General features: G+C 40.8%; 15 protein-coding genes. 2 read left to right on the forward strand and 13 right to left on the reverse strand.

What is annotated here, in order from left to right:
• Nucleotides 1-138 precede the first annotated feature (138 nt).
• From BMX30_RS07890 to BMX30_RS07925, 8 genes are all read right to left on the reverse strand, one after another.
• Nucleotides 139-564: an OsmC family protein gene (locus BMX30_RS07890; RefSeq protein ID WP_090743320.1), complete on the reverse strand. Its 426-nt coding sequence runs from the start codon at nucleotides 562-564 to the stop codon at nucleotides 139-141.
• 120 nt (nucleotides 565-684) lie between these two features.
• Nucleotides 685-1,608 carry a cysteine synthase A gene (gene cysK / locus BMX30_RS07895; protein ID WP_090743322.1) on the reverse strand — a complete coding sequence of 308 codons (924 nt, stop codon included), beginning with the start codon at nucleotides 1,606-1,608 and terminating at the stop codon, nucleotides 685-687.
• Nucleotides 1,609-1,964: 356 nt separating this feature from the next.
• A complete protein-coding gene (locus BMX30_RS07900) occupies nucleotides 1,965-2,699 on the reverse strand; it encodes a TVP38/TMEM64 family protein (protein ID WP_090743325.1) in 735 nt (244 codons plus the stop codon).
• Between the two features lie 327 nt (nucleotides 2,700-3,026).
• Nucleotides 3,027-3,632 carry an alpha/beta hydrolase gene (locus tag BMX30_RS07905; protein ID WP_090743328.1) on the reverse strand — a complete coding sequence of 202 codons (606 nt, stop codon included), beginning with the start codon at nucleotides 3,630-3,632 and terminating at the stop codon, nucleotides 3,027-3,029.
• 37 nt (nucleotides 3,633-3,669) lie between these two features.
• Nucleotides 3,670-4,269, reverse strand: coding sequence for a flavin reductase family protein (locus tag BMX30_RS07910; protein WP_090743332.1), 600 nt, complete (start codon nucleotides 4,267-4,269; stop codon nucleotides 3,670-3,672).
• Between the two features lie 415 nt (nucleotides 4,270-4,684).
• On the reverse strand, nucleotides 4,685-5,440 hold the full coding sequence (locus BMX30_RS07915; RefSeq protein WP_090743335.1) for a hypothetical protein: 756 nt from the start codon (nucleotides 5,438-5,440) through the stop codon (nucleotides 4,685-4,687).
• Nucleotides 5,441-5,657: 217 nt separating this feature from the next.
• Nucleotides 5,658-6,833, reverse strand: coding sequence for a PDZ domain-containing protein (locus tag BMX30_RS07920; RefSeq protein WP_090743552.1), 1,176 nt, complete (start codon nucleotides 6,831-6,833; stop codon nucleotides 5,658-5,660).
• Between the two features lie 373 nt (nucleotides 6,834-7,206).
• Nucleotides 7,207-8,646 (reverse strand): S41 family peptidase, encoded by a 1,440-nt coding sequence (locus BMX30_RS07925; protein WP_090743338.1) that lies wholly within the window; start codon nucleotides 8,644-8,646, stop codon nucleotides 7,207-7,209.
• Nucleotides 8,647-8,883: 237 nt separating this feature from the next.
• Here BMX30_RS07925 and BMX30_RS07930 point away from each other — a divergent pair, with 237 nt between their 5' ends.
• Both BMX30_RS07930 and BMX30_RS07935 read left to right on the forward strand, forming a co-directional pair.
• Nucleotides 8,884-9,165, forward strand: coding sequence for an alpha/beta-type small acid-soluble spore protein (locus tag BMX30_RS07930; protein WP_090743342.1), 282 nt, complete (start codon nucleotides 8,884-8,886; stop codon nucleotides 9,163-9,165).
• Nucleotides 9,166-9,738: 573 nt separating this feature from the next.
• Nucleotides 9,739-10,101, forward strand: a complete 363-nt coding sequence (locus BMX30_RS07935) for a phage holin family protein (protein ID WP_090743345.1) — start codon at nucleotides 9,739-9,741, stop codon at nucleotides 10,099-10,101.
• A gap of 105 nt (nucleotides 10,102-10,206) precedes the next feature.
• Here the strand turns inward: BMX30_RS07935 and BMX30_RS07940 are convergent, their stop codons facing one another.
• The 5 genes from BMX30_RS07940 to BMX30_RS07960 all read right to left on the reverse strand — a co-directional run bounded on the left by BMX30_RS07940 (nucleotide 10,207) and on the right by BMX30_RS07960 (nucleotide 14,874).
• On the reverse strand, nucleotides 10,207-11,502 hold the full coding sequence (locus tag BMX30_RS07940) for a murein hydrolase activator EnvC family protein (protein WP_090743348.1): 1,296 nt from the start codon (nucleotides 11,500-11,502) through the stop codon (nucleotides 10,207-10,209).
• Nucleotides 11,503-11,594: 92 nt separating this feature from the next.
• Nucleotides 11,595-12,491: a permease-like cell division protein FtsX gene (ftsX, locus tag BMX30_RS07945; protein WP_090743350.1), complete on the reverse strand. Its 897-nt coding sequence runs from the start codon at nucleotides 12,489-12,491 to the stop codon at nucleotides 11,595-11,597.
• Nucleotides 12,481-13,167, reverse strand: coding sequence for a cell division ATP-binding protein FtsE (gene ftsE, locus BMX30_RS07950; protein WP_090743353.1), 687 nt, complete (start codon nucleotides 13,165-13,167; stop codon nucleotides 12,481-12,483). The genes ftsX and ftsE overlap by 11 nt, the downstream gene beginning before the upstream one ends.
• A gap of 466 nt (nucleotides 13,168-13,633) precedes the next feature.
• On the reverse strand, nucleotides 13,634-13,954 hold the full coding sequence (gene cccB / locus BMX30_RS07955; RefSeq protein WP_342028064.1) for a cytochrome c551: 321 nt from the start codon (nucleotides 13,952-13,954) through the stop codon (nucleotides 13,634-13,636).
• Between the two features lie 50 nt (nucleotides 13,955-14,004).
• Nucleotides 14,005-14,874 carry a YitT family protein gene (locus BMX30_RS07960; RefSeq protein WP_090743356.1) on the reverse strand — a complete coding sequence of 290 codons (870 nt, stop codon included), beginning with the start codon at nucleotides 14,872-14,874 and terminating at the stop codon, nucleotides 14,005-14,007.
• Nucleotides 14,875-15,144: the final 270 nt, after the last annotated feature.

Here is a 15,144-nt window from a genome sequence, read left to right on the forward strand (position 1 = left end):
AGCGAGGGGTTTTTTCAGCACCCATCAACCTAATAAACAGCCAGGAATGGTTTACTGAGCCACAATTAAAAAAAGCCAATTCCCAAGTGGAAATCGGCAATTTTTTTTATGTGAGTACCCTGATAATTCAAATGACAGTTAGAGTTGAGCTTCGCCTTTCACTCCGTTAATGGAATAACTTGCAGTAATGTTCGCATTCAATGAATGAGAGACCGAGCAGTACTTATCCTTAGATAACTGAATCGCCCGCACGACCTTATCATCAGGCAATTCACCTTCCAAGGAATAGTGGATATGTATTTCGGTAAAGCGTTTCGGATGGTCGTCCGCTCGACTTCCTGAGACATCCATTTGGAAAGAAGTAGGCTCCAAGCGCATTTTTTGCAGGATTGAGATAATATCAATTCCTGTACAACCAGCCACAGCATTCAAAAGCAATTCTGTTGGTCTTGGCCCTGAGTTCTCTCCACCAATTTCAGCGGCTGCATCCATTTTCATTTCATGTCCAGAAGGTGATGCTCCTGAGAAAGCCATTTTCCCATTCCACTTAACTTTTAAATCCATCTTATCAATCCAACTCCTTTCGAAACGTTAGTATCCCTCACTTCACACACATCATGTAACCGTTCGATGAAAAGCCAATAAAAAGCGCGAGCCCCTTTTATTGGCTATCCGGATCTTCTTTTAACCAGGAAATAAATCAGAAGATAAATAACGCTCTCCTGTATCAGGTGCCAAACAGAGTACCCTTGCCGAAGTCGGGAGAGATTGGGCAATTTCAACGGCAAAATGAGCAGAGGCCGCACCGGACGCTCCAACAAAAATCCCTTCTTCTGCGGCTAGACGTCGAGCCATTACTTGGGCTTCTTCATCTTTGATATGAAGGATTTCATCGTAAACTTCGCGATTTAAGATTTTCGGTATGAAACCTGGTCCTGTTCCTGGAATTTTATGTGGCCCTGGCTCTCCTCCTGATAAAACAGGCGAACCAAATGGCTCGACCACATAAATTTTTATTCCTGGAATATGCTTCTTTAACTCTTCACCAACACCGGTTACTGTCCCACCTGTTCCAGCAGTTAACACAAGGGCATCCAGCTTGCCTTCAAATGCTTCCAATATCTCGACAGCCGTTGTTCCTCGGTGTGCGTCTGAATTTGCTTGGTTTTCAAACTGCATTGGAATGAACGTGTCCTCGATATTCTCTGCTAAACGATTGGCCTCATCAATGGCTCCTTGCATACGGAGGTCCGCAGGAGTCAAATGAACTTCAGCGCCGTATGCCTTTAAAATTTTCACGCGTTCAGCCGTTGCATTTGCTGGCATCGTAATAATACATCGGTAACCCTTTACAGCACAGACCATCGCGATCCCAATGCCCGTATTCCCAGATGTCGGCTCAATCACAGTACTTTTCCCTGGAATGAGCTTCCCTTCTGCTTCTGCACGCTCAATCATATTAATCGAAGCACGGTCTTTCACACTTCCGCCCGGATTAAAAGATTCAAGCTTCATATAGACTTCTCCACCTGTTGGTTTTGGAACTCTATTCATTTTTACAATGGGTGTTTTTCCGATTAATTCAAGAATGGAGCTATATAATTTCATCTTTTACCAACCTTTCAATCTATTTACGCTATAAATTATACTTTAGAATTAGTGATCCATCTCTTTTTTCGTTCGGCCGATTAACTCCAGTAATTGCAGAGGTAGGGCAATATCTTCTTCTTTCACATTTGTCGACAAGGCCTCTTGTTCCTTAAAAACCGGAATATCTTCAGAGCCTTCATTTCATTAAGACTTCCGTTTTTCATTGATGACTACATCCTTTATTGTTACAAAGGGCTGTTTCGTAATGATTGTCGTTAAAATCCTAAAGCCGATTTTATCGTAGGAAAAAGCTATTTGGTGAGAGTAAATTAGTTCGCAAGCTGTTTTTACATAGCGAAAAGAGCTTACCAGTGTTACTTACTAATTTCCTTGCTAGGTGATCCCTCTAGTGGCTCATTTATAATTGATCGCTTCTTTCGTAGATAGACCTTCCTTAAACCGAGGAATACGGTAATGGCTGCAAATAGAATCATTCCTAGTTCGTACTCACTAAATGATGACGAGAGTATGCCCGCTGGAATGAGCGAAAGCACAATGAAGAATAAGAAGTTCCCAAACATCGTGCCCAAAAAGAAATGCCTGAAGTGTACAGTACTCAATCCAGCCAATATATTGATTAAACTGGTAGGGACAAACGGAAAAATTCGCGCTTGAAACACATAGGTAAACCCTTTTGTTTGGACATCTTCGAGCACACGTGGTGGAAATCGGTTGATTAACAAATCTTTAAATAAAAAACGTACACCTATAAACACAAGTACTGCTGCTATTACGCTAGTAAACCAGCTCCATAAAAAACCATTCACTACTCCAAATAGTGTGATATTAATGGTAATCACTAAGATAAGCGGAATCACGGTAAAGCTATTTTGGATCATCATTACAAGCAGCATGAACAGAAAAGCATTTAAGGGATTTCCTGTGAAAGCCGTTCTAATTTTATCAATATCTCCGTCTAGAATGAGACGAAGGAAATCCTGGCCAGTCATTAAAAGTCCAGCAATGGCCAAAAGCACCATACCCACCAAAATAATCTTCCCATTTATTTTACCCTGGGTAAAATTCAGTTTGCCCCATTTATTTTTCATAATCACCCTATTCTCCATCTAAATTTAAATGTTGTTCACCTCAAGCTAGTTGCACATAACTTTTAAGATGAAGCGCAATTGAAAGAAAATAGCAATTTGGTTAATGTAACCTTACTTGAAAACTTATTAGTTATTAAATAATTATCTCATTAACGGAAGAAGAAGGGCAAGAAAAAGGATGAAAATTACTCTCATTGGCTGTTCTTCCTATTTTTACTAGATTGTCCATCCACCAGCAATTCTGTGGTACATACTTGCCAGGCACAGGCTTGAAGGAAGGACAAAAAGAGGAGGAGCCTTCGCTCCTCCCTAGGTTGTAAAATATCGTTAAAAATTCTGCTGATACCACTTTGCTGCCGCATCAACTTCTCCGAAGGTAAGCTGATGGCCATGATTCTCCCAATGAAGTTCGACATTTGCATTGGCATTCTCTAACAAGGACTTAAGCTCTTCTGATTCCTGTGCAGGACAGATTGGATCATTCGAACCGGCACCTATGAAAACAGGCTTTCCTGATAAATTCGGTAGGTCAATGCCTCTACGTGGAACCATTGGATGGTGAAGAACCGCTCCCTTTAAAGCATCCTCGTAATGGAACATCAGACTCCCTGCAATATTCGCACCATTTGAATAACCAACTGCGACAATATTTCTTCTGTCAAAGTCATATTGCTCCGCCGCTTCATCAAGGAATTCATATAATTCCTTCGTACGAGCCACTAAATCCTCCTCATCAAACACGCCTTCCGCTAATCGTCTGAAGAACCTTGGCATCCCATTTTCAAGCACATTCCCTCTAACACTTAACACAGAAGCTGTTCCATCCACTCTCTCAGCAAGCGGCAATAAGTCTAATTCATTTCCCCCTGTACCATGTAGCAATAACAATACAGGTCTAGATGGATCACTGCCTTTTTGAAATATATGTTTCATCCTTTTTCCTCCTACCCTCGATTTGAATTCACTTTTATCATTTTGGTCTTTTAATTGTAAAAATCTCCCCGATTTTTGCATAGTCATTCCCCGCCAGTCGACTGACTGCTGCAAGTCCAGTAGGATCAATCTTTCCTTGCTCGTAGATAGTTTCCTCAATATGAAACTGAACGATTCTACCGATGATGAAATCAGTGCTCCCTTCCCCTATTTCAATGGAATGCTCTAGTGTACATTCCATTCGAACTTTCGCTTCTTTCACCCCAGGTACAGAAACTTTTGTACTCGAAACCGTAGTTAGATTGGCAAGATCAATTTCGCTTTGATTTGCTGGAAGACTTGCTGCTGTCTCATTTACTTTCGTCACATTTTGCTCATCGACGATATGAACAACAAATTCTTTCGTATCATGAATGTTGCGAGCAGTATCTTTTAGAGATTGACCGTTTCGCTGAATAGATAACGATATCATCGGCGGATTAGCTGAGACAATATTAAAGTAGCTGAAGGGAGCACCATTTAGAACTCCTTGTTTTGACAAGGTCGTTACAAAAGCAATCGGCCTTGGAATGATACTTCCTGTAAGTAGCTTATAATTTTCCCTTTCAGTGTTGGCGGATGGATCAATGGCAAGCAAACAAATCGCCTCCTACTTTTTATTTATTGTCTCATATCAATCACTTTGCTTCCTTGTGTTTGAACTTTACCTTTCGACTACCCACGACTATTATCTTGAATTCGAGATATACTTTTAAAATATAAGGACCCCATTGGCCCAAAATAACTTACTGTACTTTTTAAAATACCTGTTTTCGTAGAGATTGTTGTTCACGCCCCAAATCAAATTATCTATTAATTGCGCGATGATACAGAGTTTGCACGCTCTTTTCTCAAAAAGCTCCTATAACAACAAAGTAGTGAAAAGAGCCTTAAATAAAAATATACTTATTCTGAGATAAATGGTAGTACAAATTAAACACCGTGTCAATCAAACTAGCTTCCTTAAAATGAAAAAAGCCAAGGTTAATGAACTCCTTGACTGATGTAACCGGCTAGCTTTTACTTGCTCTTGTTCGAACTAAGTAATTCATCGCTTGTCTTGCAGATTTAAAGGTCATCGCATTGACTTGGAGTCCTTGATGGACCATCATTTTGACTAAATCAACTGAAAAACCAGTGTAAAGGACCTCCGCACCCAATAGCCGTAATGCACTTGACAAAGAATTGATTTCATTCAGAACAAATCGCTCATCAATTTCGGTCATACCCGTGAAATCTATTACCACATATTCCGCTCCTTTTTCAGAAGCCATACAGAGAGTTTTTTCCTTCATCTTTTGAATCCGGTCTGCTTTTAACACTCCAGTTATCGGAATCAACAGGACTCCGTCTAAATACATTTCGAGGATTGGTGTATACATACCCTCCATGATTGCCCGATCTTCCTCATATTCGGTTACATCTTTCCAAGTCAAAATATAACCTATTCTACTACCGTTTCTGTCTAATGGGTTAACCACAATACTGGCACTGTAACGGTCAAAGAGGTTAATTTTCGTTTGGTACGGAAAAGGACCGTTCAGTAGGATATTAGCTTGCTGTTTCCCTTGGTTACGGTGAAAATCCTTTATATTCCGTCCATATAACTCTTCTTTTCTAGTAATATTTATGAACGAGCCAATTTTTTTAATCAGTTCATCTGCGTAGTCATTCACCCAAACAATGTCAAAATTCGTATCAGCAACAAATATATTTTCCCCAATTGCATTTAACGCCTGGACTGTTTCATTGGATTCAAATAAATTCATCTCAATGCCTCGTTTCTTAAAAACATCTATTCGTACTTTTAATTTACGAAATGACATATAACTTTTATATTATACAGTTTGGGGTATGTTAATATAAGACTCTTTTGGCCTATTTTTTAATTATTTTGGATTTTATTATTTTTTTGCTATTCTAGCCAACTTCAAAATAGAGAAAAAGGATGTCTCAAAGCGAACTTCGAGACATCCTTTTTGTTAACTAAACGGCTGAACTATCCCATTTCTTTTCATCTTGGACAAATAGAATACCTAATTGGTGATGGTCACCTACATATAATGCCCGTTGGATGAGCCGAATCTGACCATTCGTATCGATGACCTCAAGTTTACAGTGAGCGGCATTTCGCTGAATTGCCTCGTAAATGCCTTTCTCATCATTAACAGAGACACCGTTAACCTTCGTCACCTTTTCCCCAACCTGTAGTGCCATTTTAGCAGCTGGGGAATCTGGAATCACTCCTAAAATCATGACGCCCTGATTTTGCTTTGAAAAATAAAACGGACGTCCCTCGTCTTGAACTCGTTGGCCAAAGGCAATTAATTCTCTGCCAATGATCGCAGCCGCAACTGCTCCAATCGAGGCAAGTGGAAACCAATAACCCGCAATCGCAATCGCCAGTACAAGAACTCCTAGCCCGATGACACGCCCTCCGTGAAGACGGATTGCTTCTTTCGGAAGCATCCCCTGAATCTGCTGATGCAGCCCGATGCCAAATGGAACAAGGAGTAAAGAGTAGGATTGATTACCAACTACGAATAAAGGCCACCAAGAAAAATGGATTTCAATTGCTTCACCTGGAACTAAAAGAAACATCGGAAGCATCCAAAGCCGTTTGACTTCGTGAACACCAACCGTCTGTCCCCGCTTACTTTTGACCAATTTTGGAGAAGTGCCCTTCGCCCCGTTATTTTTAATTAATAACCCTTCCCCGATTACGAGTAGCGCCAACAAAAGAGCAACGGATGGGTAAATTTTGTCTTCAAGTGATTCGAAATAATGTCCAATGAACGGGATTCCCAAATCTTGACCTGTCGTAAAAATGAGAATAAAGAAAGCTATTCCTACCGTATAAACTGGAGAAAGAAGTCTTACCCTTGCAGGCAAACTCAAAAGAATCGTCACAGCTGCAGTTAAGATGATTAAAGCGAATGGTACAGTCAGTCCCGCTAGAATCGTAATGACCGATAGCACCAATCCAATGAGAAGCCCAATAGGTAGCAGCTGCCTCAACTCAAAATATGCATCCTCTGCACGTACATGGAAATTCCTGCGCTCACGTTTTACCCGAGAAACTCCTAAAACTGCTGCTAAAAATAAGAAATAATAGAACAAAGGGTGAAGAAAAAGTTGACCTGTCCCCTTGAGCAATTCCATGAACCAAACGAACGTCACCCCATGTCACCAGCCTTTATATCAAGATTTGCGTTTAATCGTCAGTTAAACCTATTTTATCAAAACTTTTGATTAAAACATATTACTAGTTTTGGAAAATATTATTATCGTGGATTTCTAATTTATTGGTAGTATGTGTTTTGTCTTTTTACATATTATGTCTTTTGGCATATAAATTGTAGATTTTTGGCTAGTAAATCAAAAAATCGGCAAGTAAACAAAGCAAACTGGCTAGTAAGTCAAAAATCGACGACCAAATCCACGAATTTACTGTAAATCAACCACCCCCAATAACGTAAAACTATGAAATCAACAAAAAAATTCAACCAACCTAATGCTAGGCTGGTTGAATTTTCTACCTTACTAATAGCTTAACCGCTGTTTGCAGTTGGGCATCATTTTCTTCCTTTTTCATTTCTTCTCGTGCTGCTTCTTCGAGCGCAGTAGCCGTTTTCGGATCAATAATTCCCGTTACATCCATTTTTCTTTTGCGCTGAAAGGCTTTTACCGCCATTTCCGTCTGATCACTAAAATAACCATCCGTACGTCCCGGTGCATAGCCAATACCTGAGAGAATCTCCTGGGCATTTTTCACTTGCTCGTTATTCATATCTTTTTTAAGCGGCTGCTCTGCTTGAATCGGGTGAGTGTGATAAATACTCGGTTGCTCTACAGGAACAGATGGCTCAATCCCATTTTGATGAATCCAATTCCCTTCTGGAGTCAACCATTTAAATAAAGTAAGCTTGATATTGCTTCCGTCTCCCATTGGAACCGCTTGTTGGACCGTCCCCTTGCCAAAGGTCTTCTCGCCAATGACAGGGTAACCACCGGCCTCCTTTAATGCACCAGCAAGAATCTCTGACGCTGAGGCACTACCTTTATCTGTAAGCACCGTGATTGGATATTCCTTTGCTTTTTTCAACGAAGAGAAATAACGCGTCTTTTCGCCGTTTCGTTCCTGAATTTGATAGATCGGCTTTTCCCCGGTAACCAATTCTTTTAAAATTTCTTGAACGCTAGAAAGAAAACCACCAGGATTTCCTCGTACATCAATGATAAGACCGTCTAATCCTTGATCTTCGAGCTTGCTTAATTCGCTTTTAAACTCCTTGGCCGTATCTTCGGAAAACGAGGTGATCTCTAAATAGCCAATGTTTTCACCTGTCTGCTGTTTCATGTCGGCATAGACGGTGATTTGCGGGATTTCATCACGCTTCACTTTTACCTTTAGAGGTTCCTGCAAGCCTTGACGCTGAATTTCTAGCTCAACGGCCGTTCCCTTTTCCCCTCTAATTTTCATCGTCGCCTCATATAAATCAAGACCTTCAACACTTTCGCCATCCACCTTGAGAATCTGATCATTCGGCTTCAACCCAGCTTTTTCTGCTGGAGAATCTTTAAACGGTGAAACAATCACAATCTTATTGTCGACCATGCTCACCTCAGCGCCTATGCCTTCAAAGGATGACTCCAGGGTTTCATTGAATTGCTTTGCGGTTTCTGCATCCATATAAACGGAGTACGGATCCTCAAGGGTCGTCAACATCCCTTGAATAGCGCCTTCGATTAGCTTCTCCTGTTCCACTTCTTCAACATAATTACTTAAAATCAAACTATAAGCTTGTTCAACCTTTTCAAGCCCCTCAGTGGAAATAACTTGTGGTTCAGATTGATTTATTCCTACCCCGCTGTTGTTTTTATTCGAGTCAGCCCACTGCATGCCGGCATATGTGCCACCCGCCCCAATCAGCAAGGACCCCGTCATCATTATCGCGATCCAGTTCCGCTTCATTTTCGTCCTCCTCGCCTCTCTTTTCTGACTTTTATCTATATTTATTGGACTTGCTTTCCATTATATGATGCTACTGGACGAGTTATGAAGCAATCTTTAAGGCTTGTTTCCTAGCTTTTTTCTATTCATCAACATGTTCTCAGGAAGGTTGTTATTAATAACCATTAATTAGCGGAATCACTTAGTATTTTTAAAGTAAAAGCACATACTAAACAAAAATATGAGGAGGCTCAAAAGATGGCCCGTAGAAATCGGCGACCTCTCGTTCCAGAAGCACGTGAGGCATTGAATCAAATGAAGGTAAATGTCATGAAACAGCAAGGGTATCAAGTGGATGACAATAATCCCGACCAGGTAAAATACGAGGTGTCCAAAGAAGTCAACGTTCCCCTTCAACATGGATATAACGGCAGCCTCACCTCAAAAGAAGCAGGCAAAGTAGGAGGACCCATCGGCGGAAACATGGTCAAAGAAATGATCAAAATGGCACAAGAACAAATGAAAAATCAGAAGCGATAAACGACTCGAAAGCACACCTTTAGAATGGTGTGCTTTTTTATTTTATTTTGTTAAAAGGACGCTGTTGATTTTGCTACCCGTTGATTGGAACTCCAGGCGCTTGACTCCTCGAAAATGAACTGCTCATTTTCTCGTGCGTGGGCCTATTCAAGGAAGTTATTCAATGTCCTGCGGGAGCAGCGGGACAGGTGAGACCCCACAGGAGCACAAGCGACGAGGAGATAGAAAAGCGGAAGCGCCTTGTTCAGCCCCGACAAGCGCTGGAAGGCCGGCAGAGGAAGTCGTTCTTTGACTTCCACTGACGGACTGAAGCGACTCGAGGGGCTAGGCGCTGGAGCTGGCCAGGCTCACCGCACGCCCCGCTGTTCGCTGAGCGCCTGGAGCGGAAATCAACATCCTAGTTTAAGATAGCTTTTATTACAATATTGAAGAACAAATCTCCCCTTCCATAAAACAACAGTCACCATATCCTTTCAGACAACATTATGTATAGTAAGCCATTGTCTAAGCAAATTGAAACACAAATTCATATTATACAGAAGTTAGACAAGTTATTGCATTGGAGGTGAAGCGATGGAGTTATTAATTGAGTATTTAAACCGAAATTATTATCTACTCGTTCCAGCTTTATGGGTAGTTGGTTTCGCTCTAAAACAAACCCCAAAAATACCAGATTGGATGATTATATGGATTTTGTTGGTCGCCGCGATTGGCTTTGGAACCTTTGCTTTCGGATTATCCTACGAAGGAATCTTGAATGGAATTCTTGCAGCAGGGATTGCTGTACTTGGCCACCAAATGTTGAAGCAAACAATGGGCTCTCGTAAGGAAAAAAAGGAAATCATCAAAGTTGAGAAAAGGATCGATTCCGACTGCGGAAAAGAAGAAGTAAATAAGAAAAAGGTGACAATCGAAAACGAAGATGAGGAGAGTTAACATTATCGGGAGGATAATAGAGTGTATTACCTAGTAATAACAAGTTTACAGGCGAACGAAAAGGGAAAATAAAAAAGGAGAGATAAAATCTCTCCCCTTTTATTTTTATGGTAAATAAGATAATGGATTAACACCATTAGACTTTGAATTATTCCAAGGTCCTTTGTGGAGTTCAAAGTGTAAATGCTGACCATATGACTGACCGGTGTTGCCCATTGTTCCAATTCTTTGTCCCTTTTTCACAACGGCCCCACTAGAAACACTTCTGTTACTCATATGTGCATAGACGGTAGTGAAGACTTGTCCATTAATGGAGTGCGAAATAAAAATAGCATTCCCATAGCTTGGTGAATAGTACGAACGAATGACAACCCCATCGGCAGCAGACACAATTGGTACACCAGGACCTCGCTTGGCAATATCAATCCCGTGGTGGTACCCACCAGAGCGACTTCCGTAGCCAGAGGATACAATTCCTGAAGCTGGCCATGTAAACAAACCGCTAGAAACCGCTGGTGCCGAAGCAGTAGTATCTACTGACGCCGTTTCTCCTCCACTACTACTTTGAGTTGTAACGGCAGCGGCAGCAGCTGCTCTTTGTCTTTCAAGTTCTGCTTGTCGTGCCTGCTCCAACTGAATCGCCCTCTGAATAGTAGCTGCCTGTGCAGCAAGGACAGCTTGCTCTTCCTCAGCGGCAATCATTTCCGCATGCATCTCTTCTTCCTGTTGATTTAAAGAGCTCATTAATTGATTCTTTTCTTCAATCTGACTGTCAAGGCTAGACTTTAGTGTTTCTAGCTCTACTTTCATTTCTTTTAAACTATCTAACTTTGCTGTTATTTCCGTTTGCTTTGCTTCTAATTCAAGTTTATCGGCTTGATGCTGTTCAAGTATATCCTTGTCGGCTTGAACTAGCGTTGCAACCGCACTTACACGGTCAATAAAATCACTAAAACTCTGAGCTCCAAATAGAACGTCCAAATAACTGATGGATCCTCCACTTTCTTGGTAGGACGCCGCTCTTTCCTTTAACATATCGTTTCGCTTTTCAATACGTTCAGTTAATTCAGCGATTTCAACCTCAAGCTGCTCAATATCCTTTTCGGTTTGGTCGATTTCAGCATTTTTTTCCTCGAGTTTGGTCGTAGCATCTGCCACTGCAAGGTCGAGCCTCTTAATCTCTGAATCTATCGTAGCCTGTTCACTTTTTATTTCATTCAATTTTGATTCTTTTTCTTCAATTTCCGCATTCAAACTTGAACGTTCTTGAATTATATTTTGTTGTTCTTCTTTTAACTTAGATATGTCCTCTGCATTCACCTGTTCAACCATTGCTGGACTTAGCAATGAGCTTAAACTTAAAGTACTGACGACCGCTAGTGAGAGTAACTGCTTTTTCACTATGACTTTCCCCTCTCATCCTATTAATTGTTTCGTACCTTTTTTCTAACCATCTCGTGATATGTAAAGTAAGGGGTTACCCCTTACTAGACTTATACTTTTAAAAACTTCCGAACGGACATAAGACTTCCCCAAATTCCAATCGCTGCCCCCATTAGAATTAAAATCGCAGATAACTGGTAGACAAATGGGTTGAATTCAAGGAGTTGAATAAAGTTATTGTCTGCTAGCTTCGAATGGATGAGGTCATACAAGTAGTAGTATGCCGTTGATATAACCGCAATAGGCACAACCGCACCTAGAATTCCAAGCCAAAGTCCTTCAAGGAAGAACGGCCATCTAATAAAAGAGTTGGTAGCTCCAACAAGTCTCATAATTTCAATTTCATAACGACGGGCCATAATCGTAATTTTGATGGTATTCGAAATGAGGAACATTGCAGTAAATAACAACCCAATAATTAAAATAAGGCCCACATTTCGACTAATATCAATAAATTTGAAAAGAGATTCTACTGTTCCCTGCCCATATTTAACACTTGAAACATAATCAAGTTTTTCAATTTTCTCCGCAGCAACCATCGTGTCGCTTGGATTTTTTGTTTTTACGATAAACACATCTTTTAAAGGATTTTCCTGTTCAACAAGCTTGAAAGCTTCTCCTTCATCACCAAAGCTTGCAATTAAACTATTAAGTTCTTCTTCTTTAGGAGAATAATCAATACTAGCAACCTGTGAAATCCTCTTCATCTCTTGTTCTAATAATTCTTTATCCTGTTCATTTGCAGCCACATCGATATGAACGCGAATTTCAACATCTTGCTCAATCGAGGTTGCCACACTATTTAAATTCATCATAATGACGAAAAAGACACCAACTAATAAGAGCGTCACAGTTACAGAGCTTACAGATGCAAAGGTCATCCAGCTGTTTCGACCTAAACTCTTAAAGCTTTCCTTCACATGACGGCGGAATGTTCTAGCTTTCATAACCATAATCACCTTTCTGTTGGTCACGTGCGATTTTTCCGCCTTCGATCGCAATGACACGATGCTTAATCGAATTCACGATATCTTTGTTGTGAGTTGCCATCACAATTGTTGTCCCTCTAATATTAATCTCTTCAAAAATTTTCATAATCTCCCATGAAGTATCAGGATCAAGATTCCCCGTTGGTTCATCGGCAATTACTACTTTAGGGGAGTTAACAATGGACCTAGCAATGGACACACGCTGTTGCTCTCCACCAGAAAGTTCAGTAGGTAGCATTCTAGCCTTATGTTTTAGCCCAACTAAATCAAGCGTTTCAAGAACCCTTTTCCGAATTACATTCGGTTGTTCTTCAATCACTTCTAAAGCGAAGGCAACATTGTCGTAAACAGAAATTGAATTTAAAAGCTTGAAATCTTGGAAAACGACTCCAATGTTACGGCGGAAAATTGGAACCTTAGTATTTTTTAATGTGGTAAGATTTACACCATTTACGGTAATATCACCTTTTGTTGCCTTTTCTTCTCGATACATCATTTTAATAAACGTAGATTTACCTGCGCCACTGGGTCCAACGACATAAACAAATTCGCCTTGGCCTATATAGACATTAATCCCGTTTGCAGCTGTAACTCCATTCGGGTACTTTTTAAAAACATCCTTCATTTCTATCATTTTTAAAATCACCTTTGATAGTATTTTAACCATTGACTAGCATTCGACAATTTTTGTAACAGACTCATTATATCATTAAGGGCATTCAATGAAACCCATAAAAATATTACAGTTTCTTTTCAAGGGTACTGCATTATTACCAAAGGCACCATATACTGGTTTTAGAGGGGAGAATAGACATTGAGGATAATAGATGATTCCCCTGTATATCCTTGCTTTTAAGGCAGTTTCCAACGGCATGCCTTGATATTTAATTCTAGTGACAACGTGTAAAGAACTTTGACTAAAGTGTGAAAAAAATTTGATTAAGTTAGAAGGATATTCGGATCGTGAGGCTGGTAAGGGAAGATTTCTGTCGATTTTTCGAAGTAGAGGAAGAATAACTGATTGTCGCATTTTCCATTTTCATGTAAAAAAAAGCCTGTGAGATATATTCTCACAAGCTTCTTCGAGGGCTATTTCTAGCCTACTTTTTTGCTGCAAGCCATTCTGCAACAGCCGTTGCTTTTTCGCCTTCAAGTAATTTAGGAGGCATTGTGCCTTGACCGTTTGCAATAATGCTTTCAATTTCTTCTTGAGAGTATTTCGTTCCAATTGCCGTTAGCTCAGGACCTGCTCCACCTTGTAGATTGCCGCCATGGCATCCCGAACAGGATTGCGCATATAAAGTTTCACCATCAGCTGTAGCTGTATCACCACCGCCGTCGCTTGTGTCATCGCCACCACCGCACGCAGCAAGTGTTAGTGATGCTCCCATGAATAATGTGAATAAAAACTTCTTCTTCACGTTAACTCCCCCTAAGTAAAATTTCCCTACATTCCTATAATATACCAAGCCTACTCTCTTTTAAAACCTTCACCTAAGACCTCTGAAGCATCGGTTACAATGACAAACGCACTTGGGTCAATGGTTTTCACAACTTGTTTCAATTTTGTGAACTCCGTTTGGTCTACTACACACATCAGAATTGGCCGTTCTTGATCGGTATACCCACCATATGCTGTTAGTTTTGTCATACCTCTGTCAATTTTATTCAAAATGGCTTCACGAACTTCTTCTTGTTTCGAAGTAATGACTAAAGTCATCTTTGACCTACCTAACCCAACCTGTACGAGGTCGATGGTTTTGCTGGTAACATATAAACCGATTAACGCATAAAGCCCGCGCTCAATGTCGAAAATGGCCGCGGCGGCAAGGACAATGATGCCATCGATAGCGGCAATCGATGTACCGAGTGAAAAGCCGGTGTATTTGTTAAAAATTTGTGCAGCAAGGTCGGTCCCACCAGTGGAACCCTTTCCGCGGAAGACAATTCCTAAGCCCAAACCAGCACCAATGCCTCCAAATAAGGCTGCCAATAGCGGATCTGTCGTCCATGGCTCTAGGTCGTTTGTAAGATAAACGACAAACGGGAGAAAAGCCGTACCTACAAGGGTTTTCAGCCCGTACTGCCTTCCCCCAAGCAGCATTACCCCAGCAATGAATAAGGGAATATTAAAAGCCCATTGAACAAACGCTGGCTCCCAGCCAAGAACGTTGGCTAGGATGATACTAATTCCACTAACTCCTCCTGAAGCAATCTGGTTGGGCAACAGGAATAAGTTGAATGCCAATGCTACAAAAGCAGCACCGATTAGCGTATTTATGTATTCCATCAGCTTGCCTAGCTTTGGATTCGGTCGATGATTTCTGTTTATCTTCTTCATAGTAAATAAGCCCCTTAGATGAATTTTCCAGCGTAGAGTATACCATGGGGCAAGAATGCTGTAAACGCCAGCCATCTGCCGTATTAAAGGAATAAAACGTTGACCTTAGTTTGCTGTGAACAGTAGGGTAAATATTCATTATAGAGTCTTTGGTTCGTTATTTTGAGGTAGCTAGGAGGTTGTCTTGGATTAGATTCATAGGTCTGGTAACCGTGGCCTCTTATTGGTGACCCTTCTAGTTCTTCTGACTGCCACTTAGGTCACCAATTG

Origin of the sequence: Mesobacillus persicus (assembly GCF_900109925.1) — a bacterium.
Taxonomy (GTDB): Bacteria; Bacillota; Bacilli; order Bacillales; family Cytobacillaceae; genus Mesobacillus_B; species Mesobacillus_B persicus.